Source organism: Aeromonas sp. 25-248 (assembly GCF_053005425.1).
Window position 1 is genome coordinate 46,174 of the sequence record NZ_JBRKTB010000003.1, and the last position, 18,509, is coordinate 64,682.

At 58.6% G+C, this 18,509-nt stretch carries 12 protein-coding genes and 1 tRNA gene; 9 read left to right on the top strand and 4 right to left on the bottom strand.

The window, feature by feature from the left end:
• Positions 1–271: 271 nt before the first annotated feature.
• The 4 genes from ACVDHI_RS06710 to ACVDHI_RS06725 all read left to right on the top strand — a co-directional run bounded on the left by ACVDHI_RS06710 (position 272) and on the right by ACVDHI_RS06725 (position 7,516).
• Positions 272–2,194 carry a RecQ family ATP-dependent DNA helicase gene (locus tag ACVDHI_RS06710; protein WP_324063425.1) on the top strand — a complete coding sequence of 641 codons (1,923 nt, stop codon included), beginning with the start codon at positions 272–274 and terminating at the stop codon, positions 2,192–2,194.
• Positions 2,195–2,766: 572 nt separating this feature from the next.
• Entirely contained in the window at positions 2,767–4,689 is a 1,923-nt protein-coding gene (locus ACVDHI_RS06715) for a PrkA family serine protein kinase (protein WP_010674903.1), read from the top strand.
• A gap of 24 nt (positions 4,690–4,713) precedes the next feature.
• Positions 4,714–5,985 carry a YeaH/YhbH family protein gene (locus ACVDHI_RS06720; RefSeq protein ID WP_010674904.1) on the top strand — a complete coding sequence of 424 codons (1,272 nt, stop codon included), beginning with the start codon at positions 4,714–4,716 and terminating at the stop codon, positions 5,983–5,985.
• 10 nt (positions 5,986–5,995) lie between these two features.
• A complete protein-coding gene (locus tag ACVDHI_RS06725; RefSeq protein ID WP_042016549.1) occupies positions 5,996–7,516 on the top strand; it encodes a SpoVR family protein in 1,521 nt (506 codons plus the stop codon).
• Positions 7,517–7,575: 59 nt separating this feature from the next.
• Here the strand turns inward: ACVDHI_RS06725 and fadR are convergent, their stop codons facing one another.
• Complete coding sequence (fadR, locus tag ACVDHI_RS06730) at positions 7,576–8,289, bottom strand: fatty acid metabolism transcriptional regulator FadR (protein ID WP_010674906.1); 714 nt, start codon at positions 8,287–8,289, stop codon at positions 7,576–7,578.
• Between the two features lie 333 nt (positions 8,290–8,622).
• Here fadR and nhaB point away from each other — a divergent pair, with 333 nt between their 5' ends.
• Positions 8,623–10,197, top strand: coding sequence for a Na(+)/H(+) antiporter NhaB (gene nhaB / locus ACVDHI_RS06735; RefSeq protein ID WP_167826370.1), 1,575 nt, complete (start codon positions 8,623–8,625; stop codon positions 10,195–10,197).
• Between the two features lie 86 nt (positions 10,198–10,283).
• A complete protein-coding gene (gene dsbB / locus ACVDHI_RS06740) occupies positions 10,284–10,805 on the top strand; it encodes a disulfide bond formation protein DsbB (RefSeq protein WP_167826369.1) in 522 nt (173 codons plus the stop codon).
• A gap of 245 nt (positions 10,806–11,050) precedes the next feature.
• On the opposite strand, the gene ACVDHI_RS06745 is transcribed toward dsbB, so the two are convergent.
• From ACVDHI_RS06745 to uvrB, 3 genes are all read right to left on the bottom strand, one after another.
• Entirely contained in the window at positions 11,051–11,713 is a 663-nt protein-coding gene (locus ACVDHI_RS06745; protein WP_182936239.1) for a DedA family protein, read from the bottom strand.
• 146 nt (positions 11,714–11,859) lie between these two features.
• Positions 11,860–12,117 carry a DUF1232 domain-containing protein gene (locus ACVDHI_RS06750; protein WP_041215068.1) on the bottom strand — a complete coding sequence of 86 codons (258 nt, stop codon included), beginning with the start codon at positions 12,115–12,117 and terminating at the stop codon, positions 11,860–11,862.
• Positions 12,114–14,126, bottom strand: a complete 2,013-nt coding sequence (gene uvrB, locus ACVDHI_RS06755) for an excinuclease ABC subunit UvrB (RefSeq protein ID WP_447211883.1) — start codon at positions 14,124–14,126, stop codon at positions 12,114–12,116. The genes ACVDHI_RS06750 and uvrB overlap by 4 nt, the downstream gene beginning before the upstream one ends.
• Before the next feature lie 132 nt (positions 14,127–14,258).
• Here uvrB and ACVDHI_RS06760 point away from each other — a divergent pair.
• From ACVDHI_RS06760 to ACVDHI_RS06770, 3 genes are all read left to right on the top strand, one after another.
• Positions 14,259–14,334: transfer RNA gene (locus ACVDHI_RS06760), tRNA-Asn, on the top strand.
• Positions 14,335–15,105: 771 nt separating this feature from the next.
• On the top strand, positions 15,106–16,791 hold the full coding sequence (locus tag ACVDHI_RS06765; RefSeq protein ID WP_029314601.1) for an aspartate:alanine antiporter: 1,686 nt from the start codon (positions 15,106–15,108) through the stop codon (positions 16,789–16,791).
• A 177-nt stretch (positions 16,792–16,968) separates the two neighbouring features.
• Positions 16,969–18,501 (top strand): transglycosylase SLT domain-containing protein, encoded by a 1,533-nt coding sequence (locus tag ACVDHI_RS06770; protein WP_447211884.1) that lies wholly within the window; start codon positions 16,969–16,971, stop codon positions 18,499–18,501.
• Positions 18,502–18,509: the final 8 nt, after the last annotated feature.

An 18,509-nucleotide genomic window follows, 5' to 3' on the forward strand; every position in this document is an offset into this window, starting at 1 on the left:
GCATTGGCACCGGTTCGTTGACGGTGACGCCGTGGGCAGCTCTTCTGGTGGATCTGTCCCGTTCGCGTGGGGTTGCGGACAGGAATATCCCATCTGCCATGGTTTTTTTCCACATAATCACTGAAAAATATCAGGGTTACCTCACAAAAAATCTACAACAATGTGATAACACAATATCAACCGCGGTCAAAATGTCACCAAACCAGTCCGATCATCGGCCACCACTGGGCCAGAAGTGATATGATGACGCCCTTTTTCAGGGAGCCTTGCCATGATCACCTCTTTATTGACCCGACACTTCGGCTTTGATCGCTTGCGGCCCGGGCAGGAAGCGGTGATCAGTCGTCTGCTGGCCGGCAAGAGCGCCGCAGCCATCTTCCCGACTGGCGCGGGGAAATCCCTCTGCTATCAATTGCCCGCCCTCGCACTGCCCCACCTGACCCTGGTCATCTCTCCCCTGCTGGCCCTGATGCACGATCAGCTCGCCTTTTTGCGCAGCAAGGGGATCGCCGCCGCCACTCTGGACTCCAGCCAGACAGCGGAAGAGAGCCGGCGCGTGATGCAGCAGGCCAGCGATGGCCAGCTCAAGATCCTGATGATCTCGGTGGAGCGCCTCAAAAATGAGCGCTTTCGCCGCTTCATCGCCCACATCCCCCTGTCACTGCTGGTGGTGGACGAGGCCCACTGCATCTCGGAGTGGGGCCACAACTTTCGCCCCGACTACCTCAAGCTGCCGGATCATCGCCGTGAACTGGCCATTCCCCAGGTGCTGTTGCTGACCGCCACCGCCACCCCGGCCGTCATGGCGGACATGCAGGCAAAATTTGCCATCGACCGGGACGATCTGGTGGTCACCGGTTTCTACAGACCCAATCTGGATCTGGCCGTCCTCCCGCTGGCCGGCAGTGCCCGCGATACCTGGCTGCGCGAGGAGCTGCACCGGGATCCGGCCGCCCCCACCATCGTCTACGTGACTCTGCAACACAGCGCAGAACAGTGCGCCGCGCAGCTACAGGCCAGCGGCATCCGGGCATGCGCCTACCATGCGGGGCTCGATCCCGCCCTGCGCAGCCAGATCCAGCACAACTTCATGGCTGGCAGACTCGACTGCATCGTGGCCACCATCGCCTTTGGCATGGGCATCGACAAGGCCGACATTCGCCGGGTCATTCACTACGACCTGCCCAAATCCATCGAGAACTACAGCCAGGAGATAGGCCGCGCCGGACGTGACGGGCTTCCCTCCCGCTGCACCGTGCTGGCGAGCCGCGCCCAGTTGCCGGTACTGGAAAACTTCGTCTATGGGGATACGCCGGACAGGGACGCCATCGCGCACTTGCTCGATATCGTGCGCCAGAGCGGCGCCGAGTGGGAATTCAGCCTGCTGCGCCTCTCCAACGAGACCAACATTCGCCAACTGCCCCTCAAGACCCTGCTGGTCTATCTGGAGATGGCGGGGATCATTGCACCGGCCTACAGCTACTTTGCCGAGTACCGTTTCAGGTTCGTACTGGAAAAACAGGCGATCCTCGCTCGTTTCAATTCCGAACGCCGCCTGTTCCTGGAGCAGGTCTTTGCCTGCGCACCCCAGGCGCGCACCTGGTGCACCATGGACTTCGAAGCGCTGTGGCAGGGATACCAGGGGGAACGCCAGCGCGCCGCGACGGCGCTGGACTACCTGCAGCAGCAGGGTTGGATCGAGCTTGAAAGCAAGCAGATGACCGAGGTCTATCGGGTGCTGAGCCAGCAAATCGATACCGCGACCCTGGCCGAAGAGCTGCATGGATTGTTTGAAAAGAAAGAGCAGAGCGAACTGGCCCGCCTTCAGGCGCTGCTGGCCTTTTTCACCTCGACCACCTGCCTCAGCCATGAGCTTGCCCGCTATTTTGCCGACGATGCGGCCCCCGAGCGGTGCGGGCACTGTTCCATCTGCCGGGGAGAGATCGCCGTGTTGCCGCCGCTTGCATCACCGGGCTTGCCCAACGAGCACGGTTTGCGCGCCTGGTGCGACCCGCTGATCGCCCTCTGCCATCAGCGCCATCCCAGGATCCTGACCCGTTTCCTGTGTGGCATCGCCACCCCGCTGACGACCCGTCTCAAGGCCAGGGATCTGGCCGGTTTTGGCCAGTTGGCGGACCATCCCTTCGCCGAGGTGCTGGCGGCGGTGTCAGCCCTCTATCCCGCCGAATCCTGAGCTTGCAGGTTTGGCGCCGTTCAGGCGCTGAAAAAATAAGACCCTCGCGGATGCGAGGGTCAAGCCAACGGAAACGTGCTTAAACAGAGCTTAGTATCTGCACAATCACCCACTCTCTTGCTAAAGCGATGACTGCTCGACACAGGGCCAATCTAGAGCAGCCACAATGTAGCGTCAATGTAAAAATTAGAGCAAAAGCACTAAACAAATGACATTACGTTGACGTAAGCGACATGAACTTTCACCCTCTATTCCCTGCCGCCCTTGCCCTTGCTGGCACCGCCCCCTGACAAAACAGAGCGTCACCATTTTCTCCCTCTGGCACGCAAAGATTTATTTTTTATGTCTTTGACATTTGCATCACTGTCGTGGCAAAAATAATTTAACAGTCAGTAACATAGGTATGTCACTTACTGCTTCTTCCCGCACGAGGATCGGGAAGCTCCCGCACAAACTTAAACCAATGATGGCGATGGATTACTGGGGGCTGTTGACTAGGCTTATGAGGTAAACAGAACAAAAGTAGTGATCCACTCTTTTTCAGGGCAAGCGACTATAACGAGGGCTAAGTTATGGGCATCTTCGAGCACTATCAACAGCGGTATGAGAAGGCCAGAGAGGAGGAGTACAGCATCCAGGAGTTTCTGGATATGTGCAAACAGGACAAATCCTGCTACGCCTCTGCCGCCGAACGTCTGCTGACCGCCATCGGCGAGCCGGAAATGATCGACACCTCGACCAATCCACGTCTCAGCCGTCTCTTTTCCAACCGCGTCGTCGCGCGTTATCCCGCTTTCAAAGACTTCTATGGCATGGAAGAGGCCATCGAACAGATTGTCTCCTATCTCAAACATTCCGCTCAGGGCCTGGAAGAGAAGAAACAGATCCTCTATCTGCTCGGACCGGTTGGCGGCGGTAAATCCTCGCTGGCAGAGAAACTCAAATCCCTGATGCAAAAAGTGCCCATCTATCGCATCAAGGGCTCACCGGTGAACGATCACCCCTTCTGCCTGTTTGACATCGACGAAGATGGCGAAATCCTCGAGAAGGAGTACGGCATCCCTCGCCGTTATCTGCGTCCCATCATGTCTCCCTGGGTCGCCAAGCGCCTTCACGAGTTTGGTGGCGACATCACCAAGTTCAAGGTGGAAAAGGTGAACCCCTCCATCCTCGATCAGATCGCCATCGCCAAGACCGAACCGGGGGACGACAACAACCAGGACATCTCCTCCCTGGTCGGCAAGGTCGATATCCGCATGCTGGAACACTTCGCCCAGGATGATGCCGATGCTTACTCCTACTCCGGTGCGCTATGCAAGGCAAACCAGGGGATGATGGAGTTCGTCGAGATGTTCAAGGCCCCCATCAAGGTGCTGCACCCGCTGCTGACGGCGACGCAAGAGGGAAACTACAACGGTACCGAGGGGCTCTCCGCCCTCCCCTTCGACGGCATCCTGCTGGCCCACTCCAACGAATCCGAGTGGCAGCAGTTCCGCAACAACAAGAACAACGAAGCCTTCCTCGACCGTGTTTACATCGTCAAGGTGCCCTACTGCCTGCGCGTCTCGGAAGAGGTGAAGATCTATGAAAAACTGCTGTTCAACAGCGAGCTGACCGAGGCCAAATGCGCACCGGGTACTCTGGAATTGCTGGGCCAGTTCTCGGTGCTGTCGCGACTCAAGGAGCCGGAAAACTCCAGCCTCTACTCCAAGATGCGGGTCTATGACGGCGAGAGTCTCAAAGACACGGACCCCAAGGCGAAAAGCTATCAGGAGTACCGCGACTATGCCGGTGTCGACGAGGGCATGAACGGCCTCTCCACCCGCTTCGCGTTCAAGATCCTCTCCCGCGTCTTCAACTTCGACCACGCGGAAGTGGCCGCCAACCCGGTGCACCTCTTCTACGTGCTGGAGCAGCAGATAGAGCGCGAGCAGTTCCCGCAAGAGCTGCACGATCGCTATCTGGAGTTCATCAAGGGCTACCTGACTCCGCGCTACGTCGAGTTCATCGGCAAGGAGATCCAGACCGCCTACCTCGAGTCGTATTCAGAGTACGGTCAGAACATCTTCGATCGCTACGTCACCTACGCCGACTTCTGGATCCAGGATCAGGAGTATCGTGACCCAGAAACCGGCCAGCTGTTTGACAGAGCGTCTCTCAACAGCGAGCTGGAGAAAATTGAAAAACCTGCCGGGATCAGCAACCCGAAAGATTTCCGCAACGAAATCGTCAACTTCGTGCTGCGTGCCCGGGCCAACAATGCAGGCCGTAACCCCAACTGGACCAGTTACGAGAAGCTGCGCACCGTGATCGAGAAGAAGATGTTCTCCAACACGGAAGAGCTGCTGCCGGTTATCTCCTTCAACAGCAAAACCTCGGCTGAGGAGCAGAAGAAGCACGATAACTTTGTCGAACGGATGATGGAGAAAGGCTACACACGTAAACAGGTGCGGCTGCTCTCCGAGTGGTATCTCAGGGTACGCAAGTCATCCTGACCCTGCCGTGTTCAAGGGGGAGTTATGGCGCATTTTATCGACCGCAGGCTCAACGGCAAAAACAAAAGCGCTGTCAATCGGCAGCGCTTCATCCGCCGCTACAAGAAGCAGATAAAACAAGCGGTCTCGGATGCTGTCTCCAAGCGCAGCATTCAGGACGTGGACAAGGGCGAGAGCATCAGCATCCCGACCAAGGACATCGGGGAACCCCATTTTCATCAGGGTCATGGCGGCAAACGGGAGATGGTGCATCCGGGCAACGACCAGTTTGTCTCCGGTGACAAGATTGACCGGCCCAAAGGGGGTGGCGGCGGCCAGGGGAGTGGCGAGGGCCAGGCCTCGGATCAAGGAGAGGGCGTCGATGATTTCGTCTTCCAGATCTCCAAAGACGAGTATCTGGACTTGTTGTTCGAGGATCTGGAACTGCCGCGGCTGCAAAAGACCCAGCTCAACCAGCTGATGGAGATGAAGACCTACCGGGCCGGCTACACCTCCAACGGGGTGCCTGCCAACATCAACGTGGTGCGCTCCCTGCAAAATTCGCTGGCGCGGCGCATGGCGCTGCAGGCAGGCAAGAAACGTCAGTTGCGTGAACTGGAGGAGCGCCTGGCCCAGCTGGCTTGCGAGCCCAACGACCATTTCGCCGAAATGGCGCAACTTGAAAAAGAGATCAGGGAGCTGAAGCGGCGGATCGATGCAGTCCCCTTTATCGACACCTTCGACCTCAAGTTCAACAACTTCGTCAAACGGCCCGTCCCCTCGAGCCAGGCGGTGATGTTCTGCCTGATGGACGTTTCCGGCTCCATGGATCAGGCTACCAAGGAGATGGCTAAGCGTTTCTATATCCTGCTTTATCTATTCCTGAGCCGGACTTACAAGAATGTCGAGGTGGTCTACATTCGCCACCACACCCAGGCCAAGGAAGTGGACGAGCACGAGTTCTTCTACTCCCAGGAGACCGGCGGCACCATCGTCTCCAGCGCGCTCAAGATGATGAATGACATCATCAACGAACGCTATCCCGCCAACCAGTGGAACATCTATGCGGCGCAGGCGTCCGATGGGGACAACTGGGCCGATGACTCACCCCAGTGCAGGGAGATCCTGATGCGCGACATCATGCCGCGGGTGCGTTACTACTCCTACATCGAGATCACTACCCGCGCCCACCAGACCCTGTGGCACGAATATGAGGCGGTGGCAGAGCAATACGCCCACTTCGCCATGGAGCACATTCGCAAGGTCGAGGACATCTATCCGGTGTTCCGGGAATTGTTCAAGAAGCAAGCGGCTTGAGGGTTCACATATGGTAGAAACCGCAAGAAAGATAGCGCCACTGGATGACGGGCCTGACTGGAACTTCGATCTGCTGGAGACCTATCACCAGGAGATCGCACGGGTCGCCCGCTTCTACAAGCTGGACACCTACCCCAACCAGATCGAGGTGATCACCGCAGAGCAGATGATGGATGCCTACTCCAGCGTGGGCATGCCCATCGGCTATCAACACTGGTCATTTGGCAAGCGCTTCATCCATACCGAGCGCAACTACAAGCGCGGCCAGATGGGACTCGCCTACGAGATCGTCATCAACTCGGACCCCTGTATCGCCTATCTGATGGAAGAGAACACCATGCCGATGCAGGCGCTGGTCATGGCCCACGCCTGCTATGGTCACAACTCCTTCTTCAAGAACAACTATCTGTTCAAGGCCTGGACCGATGCCTCCTCCATCATCGACTACCTGTTGTTTGCCAAGAACTACATCACCGAGTGCGAGGAAAAACACGGCATCGATGCGGTAGAGAAGCTGCTCGACTCCTGCCATGCCCTGATGAACTTCGGGGTGGATCGTTACAAGCGGCCCCAGAAGATCTCTCTGGCCGAGGAGAAGCGACGCCAGAAGGCACGGGAAGATTATCTGCAAACCCAGGTCAACGAGCTGTGGCGTACCCTGCCCAAGCAGCACAAGATTGCCGGGGTGGAAGACAGGCGCTATCCTGCCGAGCCTCAGGAGAACATCCTCTATTTCATCGAAAAAAATGCCCCCCTGCTCGAGCCCTGGCAGCGCGAGGTGGTGCGTATCGTGCGCAAGATCAGTCAGTACTTCTACCCGCAGAAGCAGACGCAGGTGATGAACGAGGGCTGGGCCACCTTTTGGCACTACACCATTCTCAACCATCTCTATGACGAGGGAAAAATCAGCGATCGCTTCATGCTGGAGGTGCTGCACAGCCACACCAACGTCGTCTATCAGCCCCCCTACAACAGCCGGTATTACTCGGGGATCAACCCCTACGCCCTTGGCTTTGCCATGTTCACGGACCTGCGTCGCATCTGCGAACACCCGACCGAGGAAGACAGATACTGGTTCCCCGATTACGCTGGCACCAACTGGGTCGAGACATTGCATTTCGCCATGCAGAACTTCAAGGACGAAAGCTTCATCAGCCAGTTCCTTAGTCCCAAGGTAATGCGCGACATGAAGCTCTTTGCCATCGATGACGACGATCTGAAGAACTATCTCAAGGTGTCCGCCATTCACAATGAAGAGGGCTACCGGCTGGTGCGTAGCACCCTGTCCGCTCAATACAACCTGAGCAACCTGGAGCCCAACATTCAGGTCTACAACGTGGCAGTGAAAGGCGATCGCTCTCTGACTCTGCGCTATGTTCCCCACAACCGCATCCCCCTTGGCGAGTCACGCCATGAGGTGCTCAAGCATCTGCATCAGCTGTGGGGCTTCGATGTGGTGCTGGAGCAGGACAATGGCGAGCTATCCGCAGATATCATCGGCCGTTGTCCGGACCGCAAGAGCATGACCTGACGTCAGTACCGGGCATAAAAAAACGCGCCATCAGGCGCGTTTTTCTTGGGTCAGGGCAATCAGTTGTCACACAGGTTGCTTGGCATGTCCTGACGCAGACGGGTCCAAAGCTTGCCAGACTCGATGCCGTACTGGCGTACCGTCATGAACACGGCTTCGTGATCCTTGGTTTCGGCCAGCTTGCGCAGCGTCTTGTAGTAGGCATCTGCGGTTTCGCGCGCCTGCTTGTCCGAGAAGTAGTAGCGGCCAACCCGGCTGTACAAGCCCTTGAAACCATTGAGGATCAAGGCATAGATGGGGTTGCCCGAGGCAAACGAAAGCTGGTGATGCAAACGGTAGTCGAAGTCCGCATAGGCCTCGGCCGTGTTCTCCACATCATCGGCACCACGCAGTATCTCGGCGGCCTGTTCCGGGTTGTTGCGAATGGCGCCACGGATGAAGATGGTGCAGATGTTGGTCCGGGCAGAGAGCAGCTGTGCCACCAGATCCGGCACCTTGTCCTGATCGAGACGCGCCAGGGTCTCCAGGATGTTGAGACCGGAGGTTTCCCAGAAATTGTTGACCTTGGTCGGTTTGCCATGCTGGATGGTGAGCCAGCCATCACGGGCAAGGCGCTGCAACACTTCACGCAAGGTAGTGCGAGTCACGCCGATCAATTCGGACAGCTCGCGCTCCGCCGGCAGAATGGATCCAGGAGGAAAGCGATTGTTCCAGATGGACTCGATGATGTATTCCTCGGCAAACCCGGCAGGGCTTTGCGCTTTAATGACCATGTAATGACTCTGTTGTAGTGCGTAAAAAGGCCCCCGAATAATAGCAAAGCCGGTCATGCTGGCAAGCAGAAGGTCGGTCCTCTGCTCACATTACCCCGATCTTTTTGTTAAGAATATGTATACAGCAACAAGTGGGGAGTCAACCAACACCAAATGATGGGGATATAAGCGTTTGCTCGCTGGGCAAGTTCAGCGAGCTTATTTATAGTTATCGCTCCCTTGATTAAAATCATGTGCAATCAATCTGATACAGGTGAATATCCGGATGTTCGGCTCGGGTCGGGCTCGACTGCATAGACGCAGATATCAACAACAGAACAGAGAACCATCATTATGCCAATCAGCCTAGGGCGCGCGTTTACAAAGAACTTTTTGGGCAATGCTCCGCAATGGTACAAAATTGCCATCGTTCTATTCCTGCTGATCAACCCGATCATTTTCTACGTTGATCCCTTCCTGGCCGGCTGGCTGCTGGTTGTCGAGTTTATTTTCACCCTGGCCATGGCCCTCAAGTGCTATCCGCTGCAACCGGGCGGACTCCTGGCCATCGAAGCCGTGCTCATCGGCATGACCTCCGCCAACCAGATAAAGCATGAGCTGGTGGCCAATATCGAAGTGCTTCTGCTGCTGGTCTTCATGGTGGCCGGCATCTACTTCATGAAGCAGTTGCTGCTCTACGTCTTTACCAAGATGCTGGTGCGCATCCACTCCAAAACGTTGCTTTCTCTCGCCTTCTGCCTGGTGTCTGCCTTCCTCTCCGCGTTCCTTGATGCCCTGACCGTGATCGCCGTGGTCATCAGCGTCGCCACCGGTTTCTACGCCATCTACCACAAGGTGGCCTCCCGGGATGAGTCCGGCAATCTGCATCATGATGACGAAGAGATTGACGAGCTCTCCCGCCAGCATCTGAACGAGTTTCGTGCCTTCCTGCGCAGCCTGATGATGCACGCCGCCATCGGTACCGCCCTGGGGGGCGTCTGCACCCTGGTCGGCGAACCCCAGAACCTCATCATCGGTGAACAGGCCGGGTGGCACTTCGGTGAATTTGCCATTCGCATGGCGCCAGTCACCATTCCGGTCTTCATCTGCGGCCTGCTGACCTGCATCCTGGTCGAAAAATTCCGCTGGTTCGGTTATGGCGCCCGCTTGCCCGAGCCCGTGCGTCACATCATGGAATCCTACGAGCGCGACGAAGACGCACAACGTACCCCGCAGGACAAGGCCAAGCTGATCGTCCAGGCGCTGATTGCCACCTGGCTTATCACGGGTCTCGCCCTCCATCTGGCTGCAGTTGGGCTGATCGGCCTGACGGTCATCGTGCTCGCGACGGCGTTCACCGGCGTGACTGAAGAACACGCGCTTGGCAAGGCATTCCAGGAGGCTTTGCCGTTCACCGCCCTGCTCACCGTCTTTTTCAGCGTGGTGGCTGTCATCATCGATCAACAGCTGTTCAAGCCGGTGATCCAGTGGGTACTGGCGGCCAAGCCGGAGGATCAGCTTGCCCTCTTCTACCTGGCAAACGGTCTGCTCTCCATGGTCAGTGACAACGTCTTCGTCGGCACCGTCTACATCAACGAGGTGAAGACCGCCCTGATCAACGGCGCCATCAGCCGCGAGCATTTTGATCTGCTGGCCGTGGCCATCAACACCGGCACCAACCTGCCGTCGGTCGCCACCCCCAATGGCCAGGCCGCATTCCTGTTCATGCTCACCTCGGCCCTCGCTCCCCTGCTGCGCCTCTCTTATGGCCGCATGGTCTGGATGGCGCTGCCCTATACCCTGGTGCTGGGGCTTGTCGGCTTTTTCTCCGTGGAACTGCTCCTCGGTCCTGCAACCGAATGGTTCTATCAGGCAGGGTGGTTGCTGGATCATGGGGCAGTGCCACTGCCCACCCCGGCCACACACTGATCATGAAAGGGGCTGTTCGGCCCCTTTCTTTTCAGATGGGGCTCTGCTCTAATTCAGCCACTATTTTTCTCTGAGAGATCAATCAGATGATCGAGTATCTTCGCCGCATTGCCAGTCATCGTCTGGCCTGGGGATTGCTGGCAGCCTCCGCTTTCGCGCTGGAACTCTGCGCCCTCTTCTTCCAGCACGTGCTGGGTTTGCACCCTTGCGTGATGTGCATCTATGAACGTATCGCCCTCCTCGGCGTGCTCATGGCCGGCCTCCTCGGCATGGTCGCGCCAGAGCGCTGGTACCTGCGCTGGAGTGCCATGCTCCTGTGGGGTTACAGCGCCTTCTGGGGCCTGAAACTGGCGCTCAAGCACGTGGATTACCAGATGAACCCCTCCCCCTTCAACGTATGCGAAGGGTTTGTTGACTTCCCTGCCTGGGCACCACTGGATAAGTGGGTTCCCTGGATGTTCTACCCGGACGGCGACTGCAGCGAGATCAGCTGGCAGTTCCTCGGTTTCTCCATGCCGCAGTGGCTCGTGGTCATCTTTGCCGCCTACCTGCTGGTGTTCGTCATCGTGGCTGCTGGCAACCTGATAAAAGGGCGCTGCTGCAACTAGTCGTTCACTCGACCATAAAAGGGAGCCCATGGCTCCCTTTTTATCTCCTCTTTATCGCCTCACGACCCCATGCCCAGGGGGCCGGGTCCCCTTCTCCCTGTTCTGCCAATGAAGTGGCTGCCTGCGGGTGTGCATCATCGTAACAGGCCACAAGCGGGTCAAAGGGCGCAGCAGCGACCTGCCACTCAGCCTACCAACAAGAAGGGAGCCATCGGCTCCCTTCTTTCATGTCGTGCACGGCGATGTCACGCGCCTTCGGAGGTGGCCTTGCTGGCACTTCTCCTGGCCTTCACCATGCCGATCACCATGGGCAACAAGGAGACCGCGATGATGCCGAAGATGAGCAGGGTAAAGTTGTGGCGCACTACCGGCAGATTGCCAAAGAAGTGGCCGGCATAGACGAAGGAGAGCACCCACAAGAGCCCCCCCACCAGGTTGAACACCAGGAAGCGGGGATAGGTCATGGCCCCCATGCCCGCCACGAAGGGGGCGAAGGTGCGCACTATGGGCAGGAAGCGGGTGATGATGATGGTTTTGCCGCCATGCTTGGCATAGAAGGCATGGGTCTTGACCAGATAGTCCCGACGAAAGATTTTGGAATCGGGGTTGCGAAACAGCTGTTCACCGAAGAAGTGGCCTATGGTGTAGTTCACCACGTTGCCCATCACGGCGGCGATGATCAGCACGGCGGCCAGGGTGTGCACGTCCAGCACGCTGCCCACGGTGAGGGCTCCTGCCGCAAACAACAGGGAGTCCCCCGGCAGGAAGGGGGTCACCACCAGCCCGGTCTCGCAGAAGATGATGAGAAACAGGATGGCGTATACCCAGACGCCATAATTCTCGAACAGCTCTTTCAGATGCACGTCAACGTGCAGAATAAAGTCGATGGCAAAGAGGATCAGATCCATTTTTTGGTACCCATGAAGTGAACGGCGTGGAGTCTACGCCAATGAGACCTGGCTCACAATCTCCCCATGGTCCCCTTTTTCGAACTCCATGAAGGGAGTCATTCAATCCCCCTTCTTTTTCCCTTTCCCTGAACGTAGGGTTCTGCTCACTCGGCCTTGTCCAGAGCGGCCAGCACCTCACCGGGCAGGCATTTCTCCCAGCCCCACAAGAGGAGCAGCAACAGGGTCGCGTCGTCGAGCCAGCCAAGGAGGGGCACCACATCGGGGACAACGTCCACCGGGCTGATGCCATAGAGCAGGATAAGGATCACCAGCCCCTTCGCCCACCAAGGCGTGCCTGGGTGGCGAAAGCCCTGATAGAGGCGGCGCAAACGCCGCCAGATGAGCCAGCGTCTGGTGCTCATGACGCGATCAGCTCGCCGCGCAGCCGCTGGATCTGATCCCGCAGCGCAGCCGCCTGCTCGAACTCCAGATCCCGTGCATGCTGGAACATCTGCTCTTCCATTCGCTTGATCTCCTTGCTGATCTCGCTGGCAGAGCGGGCATGGTACTCCCCTTGCGGCTCGGCGGCCTTGCGGCTGCCCCGCCCGCTCTTGCCTGCACTGCGACTGCCTCCCATGTCCATCACATCTCCCACCGACTTGTTGAGCCCCGTCGGCACGATGCCGTGTTCCAGGTTGTGGGCGTGTTGCAGGGCGCGGCGCCGCTCGGTCTCTTCAATCGCGACCTTCATGGAGTTGGTGATGGTATCCCCGTAGAGGATCACCTTGCCGTTGAGGTTGCGTGCCGCCCGGCCGATGGTCTGAATGAGGGAGCGGGTGGAGCGCAGGAAGCCCTCTTTATCCGCATCCAGAATGGCCACCAGGGAGACTTCCGGCATGTCGAGGCCTTCGCGCAGCAGGTTGATGCCCACCAGGACGTCAAACTTGCCAAGGCGCAGGTCGCGGATGATCTCCACCCGCTCCACGGTATCGATGTCCGAGTGCAGATAGCGCACCCGTACCTCGTGATCCGCCAGGTATTCGGTCAAGTCCTCCGCCATCCGCTTGGTCAGTGTCGTGACCAGCACCCGCTCCTCCACGGCGACCCGCTTGCGGATCTCGGAGAGCAGATCGTCCACCTGGGTGCTGACCGGTCGCACTTCCACCTCGGGATCGAGCAGGCCGGTGGGACGCACCACCTGCTGCACCACGTCACCGCCGGACTTCTCCAGCTCGTAGGGGCCCGGGGTCGCCGAGACGAACACCGTCTGGGGCATCAGCGCCTCGAACTCGTCGAACTTGAGGGGCCGGTTGTCCAGCGCCGAGGGAAGACGGAAGCCGTACTCTACCAAGGTCTCCTTGCGGGATCTGTCCCCTTTGAACATGGCGCCGATCTGCGGCACCGTGACGTGGGATTCGTCGATGATGAGCAGGCCGTCCCCCGGCAGGTAGTCAAACAGGGTGGGCGGCGGCTCACCCGGCGCGCGACCGGAGAGGTAGCGGCTGTAGTTCTCTATACCGGAGCAGTAACCCAGCTCCTGCATCATCTCCATGTCGAACTGGGTGCGCTGGCTGATGCGCTGCTCCTCCACCAGCTTGTTGAGGCTCATCAGCTGCTCGCGCCGCCCCTTGAGCTCCTCCTTGATGTGCTCGATGGCACCCAGGATGGTCTCCCGCGGGGTGGCGTAGTGGGTCTTGGGGTAGATGGTGTAGCGCACCACCGTCTGCTCGATGGCACCGGTCAGGGGATCGAACAGGGAGAGCCGCTCCACCTCCTCGTCAAACAGCTCCACCCGCAGGGCCAGCTTGTCCGATTCGGCGGGGTAGATGTCGATCACCTCCCCCCGCACCCGGAAGGTGCCGCGCTGGAAGGCCATGTCGTTGCGGGTGTATTGCAGCTCGGCGAGGCGGCGCAGGATATCCCGCTGATTGATCACGTCCCCCACTTTGAGGTGCAGCATCATGCTGAGGTAGGCCTGGGGATCCCCCAGACCATAGATGGCCGACACTGAGGCGACGATCACCACGTCGCGCCGCTCCAGCAGCGCCTTGGTGGCTGACAGCCGCATCTGCTCGATGTGATCGTTGATGGAGGCATCCTTCTCGATGAAGGTGTCCGTGGTCGGCACATAGGCTTCGGGCTGGTAGTAGTCGTAATAAGAGACGAAATACTCCACCGCGTTGTCGGGGAAGAACTCCTTCATCTCCCCATAGAGCTGGGCCGCCAGGGTCTTGTTGGGGGCCAGGATCATGGTGGGACGATTAAGAGTCGCGATGACGTTGGCCATGGTAAAGGTCTTGCCCGAACCGGTCACCCCGAGCAGGGTCTGGTGGGCCAGTCCCGACTCGATGCCATCGAGCAGCTGGGCGATGGCCCTCGGCTGATCCCCGGCGGGTTGAAACTGGCTGGCCAACTGGAATAACTTGCTCATGACGACTCCCGGCAAAAAACGGCAAGGGTGCAGTGTACCCCGAGTTGAAGGAGCTGGGTATCCGCTCACCCTCCCTGATGGCTATTGACCCCGAAATACGACCTCTGTATGATGCACCTCCTTGCCTGATGTTCCCCCGTAGTTCAGTCGGTAGAACGGCGGACTGTTAATCCGTATGTCACTGGTTCAAGTCCAGTCGGGGGAGCCAATTCCTCACCATCTCGGTGCAAGTTATCCACTTTAGTGCTTTCCTCTTCCAATTTTAATGCACAAGCCCTTCCCTGCGGCCTGACTCCCTTTTGATCTCCCGATACTGACCAGCAGCGTTTTGTTCTGCTGCGCATAACTATTTGATTTTTATAGAAACAATTTATTGCAGGTATTTTTTGAACAGTCCTTGCAGCCCAGTATTGGCGCGGCTTTCAGCCTGATCGCCAAGTTTCATAAACAGGGTTATCCACAGTTTCTGTGGGTAACTTGACCAAAGCCACGGTTCATCTGGGCTGGCAGCCATTGTCCCCGGTTTGCGATGGCTGCCCCCGCTCTTCCCCATTTTCTGCTGTTTTTCCCTTCCCCCCTAAATGGGATGAATCGACTCGCGGTGCTGCCTGTGGGGGATTTTTTTTCGCTATGCCGCGTCCTGCGGGTCAGCCCTCGCCGGATGAGTCATGAGTCTCTTTTGTCACCCTTCAATTTCCTCAGTGGAAAATGCTGAAAAACATGCCCGTTTGCTCCCCATGCAGCAGGTAATAAATTGTCCACAGGAGCGTCATCCCCTCTCTGCTCGACAGCATATTTCACTCATTGACAGCGGGCCTTGCAGCGTAAAATAGAGGTGTTTTCCCCAGCCCCCCCTCGCATCCCTATCTTCACCGAAGAGACCAGCACTTAACTGGCTGTTAATCCGCTTTGGCGCTTCTTTCTTGATACAGGATCCGGCACAATATCGGCCCCACTTTTTTCCTCGGTTTTTCCGGGCATGACCATAGATTTCGTGACACTGCTACATCAAAGCGACTCCCTGCTGCTGTTCGTGGTACTGGCCTTCGGGCTGCTGCTGGGCAAGGTACGCATCGGCAACTTCCAGATAGGCAACACCATAGGCGTGCTCTTCACCGCCCTGCTGTTTGGCCAGATGGGATTCCAGTTTTCCACCTCCACTGAAAACGTCGGCTTTATGCTGTTCATCTTCTGCGTGGGCATCGAGGCCGGCCCCCACTTCTTCAGCGTCTTCCTGCGCGACGGCATCCACTACATCACCCTGACCCTGGTGATCCTGCTGTCGGCCCTGCTGCTCACCGTGGGGCTCGCCAAGTTCTTCAATCTGGGGCCCGGCATGGCCGCCGGCATTCTGGCAGGTTCCCTCACCTCCACGCCGGCCCTGGTGGGGGCACAGGACGCCCTGCGAAGCGGATTGCTCAACCTGCCCCACCAGACCGACATGCAGTCGGTGCTCGACAACATGGGGATAGGCTACGCCCTGACCTACCTGGTGGGCCTGGTGGGCCTGATGCTGGTGGTGCGCTACCTTCCTTCCCTGGCCAGGCTGGATCTCAACACCGAGGCCCAGAAGATCGCCCGCGAGCGGGGGCTCTCCGACAGCGAGAGCCGCAAGACCTATCTGCCCATCATCCGCGCCTATCGGGTCGGCCCGGAGCTCGCCGCCTGGATCGGCGGTCGTACCCTGCGCGAAACCGGCATCTATCCCCACACCGGCTGCTATGTGGAGCGCATTCGCCGCAACGGCATTCTGGCCAGCCCCGATGGTGACGCCGTCATTCAGGAAGGGGACGAGATCGCCCTGGTGGGCTACCCCGAGAGCCACGAGAAGCTCGACGTCAACTACCGCAACGGCAAGGAGGTGTTCGATCGCAACCTCCTTGACCTGCAGATCGTCACCGAAGAGATCGTGGTGAAGAATGATGCCGTGGTGGGTCGCCATCTGGTGGAGCTCAACCTCACCGAGAAGGGATGCTTCCTCAACCGGGTGGTGCGCTCCCAGATAGAGATGCCCTTTGATCGCAACATCATGCTGCAAAAGGGCGACGTGCTGCAGATCAGCGGCGAGAAGCAGCGGGTCAAGCTGCTGGCCAACAAGATAGGCTTCATCAGCATCCATAGCCAGACCACGGATCTGGTGGCTTTCGCCACCTTCTTCGTGCTGGGCCTGCTCATCGGCTCCGTCTCCCTGGTGTTCGGCCAGATAGAGTTCGGCCTCGGCAATGCCGTCGGCCTGCTGCTGGCGGGGATCCTGATGGGCTACCTGCGTGCCAACCACCCCACGGTGGGCTATGTGCCACCCGGTGCCCTGCGCCTTGCCAAGGATCTCGGACTCGCCGTCTTCATGGTGAGTACCGGCCTCAAGGCCGGGGGCGGCATCCTTGATCACCTAAGCGAAGTGGGGATGGTGGTGCTCTTCTCCGGCATGCTGGTGACCACCTTGCCAGTGCTGGTAGGCTACCTGTTCGGTGTCTGGGTGCTGAAAATGAACCCGGCCCTGCTGCTCGGTGCCATCACGGGCGCCCGTACCTGCGCCCCGGCCATGGACGTGGTGAACGAGGCGGCCAACAGCTCCATCCCGGCGCTCGGCTACGCCGGCACCTATGCGGTGGCCAACGTGATGCTGACCCTGGCGGGCTCCTTCATCATCGGCTTCTGGTTCTAGCCAAACGGGCCCGCAACACGCAGAAAAAGAGGAGCCTCGAGGCTCCTTTTTTCATGGGCGGGCACTCCTGGATGGAATAGTGGAAATCGTGCTATGGGGCCATCTCTATCAAACCCAATAAGCTAAATCACCCACAAGGCGCCACTTACACTCAATAAAACGAGCGAGGTGTAAGTGATGAAACGCGCATGGATGATTGTGATCTGGTGGTTCTGCTCCCTGACGCCAGCCTGGGGAGCCGAATCCGGCAAGCAGGTGGCCCCCGAGGAAAAGACGGAGAAAAGCGCCCTGAGCTTTGCAAACGACGAGCTTGCCAGACCCAGGCTGGGGGATCTCGACGTCATGCTGGAGCAGCGCACCATCCGAGTGCTCACCACCTACAACAAGACGGGATTTTTCATCACCAAGGGCGTGCAGCGGGGCGTCACCTACGATGCCTTCATGCAGGTGGAGCAGCGCCTCAACGAACAGTTGCGCAAGCAAAAGGCGATCAAACGCCACCTCAAGGTGCACTTCGTCTTCATTCCCGTGGCCCGGGAAGCCCTGCTGACCTCCCTCATCGAGGGCAAAGGCGACATCGCCGCCGCCAATCTCACCATCACGGACAAGCGCAAGAAGCAGGGTATCGCCTTCACCGATCCCCTGCTTGAAAACGTGCGGGAGCTGCTCGTCTCCGGCCCCCTCTCCCCCAAGGTGGAAAGCGCCGCCGATCTCGGGGGCCAGCGCGTCTTCGTACGCCCCTCCTCCAGCTACTACGAGAGCCTGCTCACCTACAACCAGGCCCGCAAGTCGGCGGGAGAGCCCCTCATCGACCTCCAGCCCGCCTCGGAGGTGCTCGAAGATGAAGATCTGGTGGAGATGGTCAATGCGGGCCTGCTCCCCTTCATCGTCATGGACGAACACAAGGCCCGCTTCTGGCAAAAGATTTTCCCCGGGATCACCATTCACGACGCCCCCGTGTTCCGGGAAGGGGGCGTCATCGCCTGGGCGGTGCGCAAGGAGAGCCCCCAGTTGCTCGCCATGCTCAACGAGCAGATCAAGGCGCTGCGTGGCAAGGCGACGGGGGACGAGATCCTGGCCCGTTATCTCAAGCAGAACAAGTTCGTCAAAAGCGCCGCCGCCGAGGCGGAGCGCAAGAAATTCCTGCAGGTGGTCGAGCTGTTCCGTGAATATGGCGAACGCTATGACATGGACTGGCTGCTGATGGCGGCCCAGGGCTACCAGGAGTCCGCCCTCAACCACCAGGCCCGCAGCCATGTGGGCGCCATCGGCATCATGCAGATCATGCCCGCCACCGGCAAGGGGCTGAAAGTCGGCGACATCCGCAAGCTCGAGCCCAATATTCACGGCGGCGTCAAATACATGCGCTGGATGATCGATCACTACTATGCGGACGAGCCCATGACCGCCCTCGACAAGGCCCTCTTCTCGTTCGCCTCCTACAATGCCGGCCCCGCCCGGGTGGCGCGGCTCCGCGCCGAGGCCAGAAAACGGGGGCTGGATCCCAACGTCTGGTTTCACAACGTCGAGTACGTGGCAGCAGAGAAAATCGGCCCCGAGACGGTCACCTATGTGGGCAACATCTACAAGTACTACATCGCCTACAAGCTGGTGATGGAACAGGTTGTCCTGCGCCAGCAGGCGAGCGATGCCCTGAAACAGGAGGCGAAGGAGGATGTCAGCACATCGGCGGCGAAACCGACCCAGTGATCCTTGCC

What these genes read in the sequence shown, in the direction of transcription:
- ACVDHI_RS06710 (WP_324063425.1), top strand. Translation starts at nt 272, where the DNA reads ATGATCACCTCTTTATTGACCCGACACTTCGGCTTTGATCGCTTGCGG.
- ACVDHI_RS06715 (WP_010674903.1), top strand. Translation starts at nt 2,767, where the DNA reads ATGGGCATCTTCGAGCACTATCAACAGCGGTATGAGAAGGCCAGAGAG.
- ACVDHI_RS06720 (WP_010674904.1), top strand. Translation starts at nt 4,714, where the DNA reads ATGGCGCATTTTATCGACCGCAGGCTCAACGGCAAAAACAAAAGCGCT.
- ACVDHI_RS06725 (WP_042016549.1), top strand. Translation starts at nt 5,996, where the DNA reads ATGGTAGAAACCGCAAGAAAGATAGCGCCACTGGATGACGGGCCTGAC.
- fadR (WP_010674906.1), bottom strand. Translation starts at nt 8,289, where the DNA reads ATGGTCATTAAAGCGCAAAGCCCTGCCGGGTTTGCCGAGGAATACATC.
- nhaB (WP_167826370.1), top strand. Translation starts at nt 8,623, where the DNA reads ATGCCAATCAGCCTAGGGCGCGCGTTTACAAAGAACTTTTTGGGCAAT.
- dsbB (WP_167826369.1), top strand. Translation starts at nt 10,284, where the DNA reads ATGATCGAGTATCTTCGCCGCATTGCCAGTCATCGTCTGGCCTGGGGA.
- ACVDHI_RS06745 (WP_182936239.1), bottom strand. Translation starts at nt 11,713, where the DNA reads ATGGATCTGATCCTCTTTGCCATCGACTTTATTCTGCACGTTGACGTG.
- ACVDHI_RS06750 (WP_041215068.1), bottom strand. Translation starts at nt 12,117, where the DNA reads ATGAGCACCAGACGCTGGCTCATCTGGCGGCGTTTGCGCCGCCTCTAT.
- uvrB (WP_447211883.1), bottom strand. Translation starts at nt 14,126, where the DNA reads ATGAGCAAGTTATTCCAGTTGGCCAGCCAGTTTCAACCCGCCGGGGAT.
- ACVDHI_RS06765 (WP_029314601.1), top strand. Translation starts at nt 15,106, where the DNA reads ATGACCATAGATTTCGTGACACTGCTACATCAAAGCGACTCCCTGCTG.
- ACVDHI_RS06770 (WP_447211884.1), top strand. Translation starts at nt 16,969, where the DNA reads ATGAAACGCGCATGGATGATTGTGATCTGGTGGTTCTGCTCCCTGACG.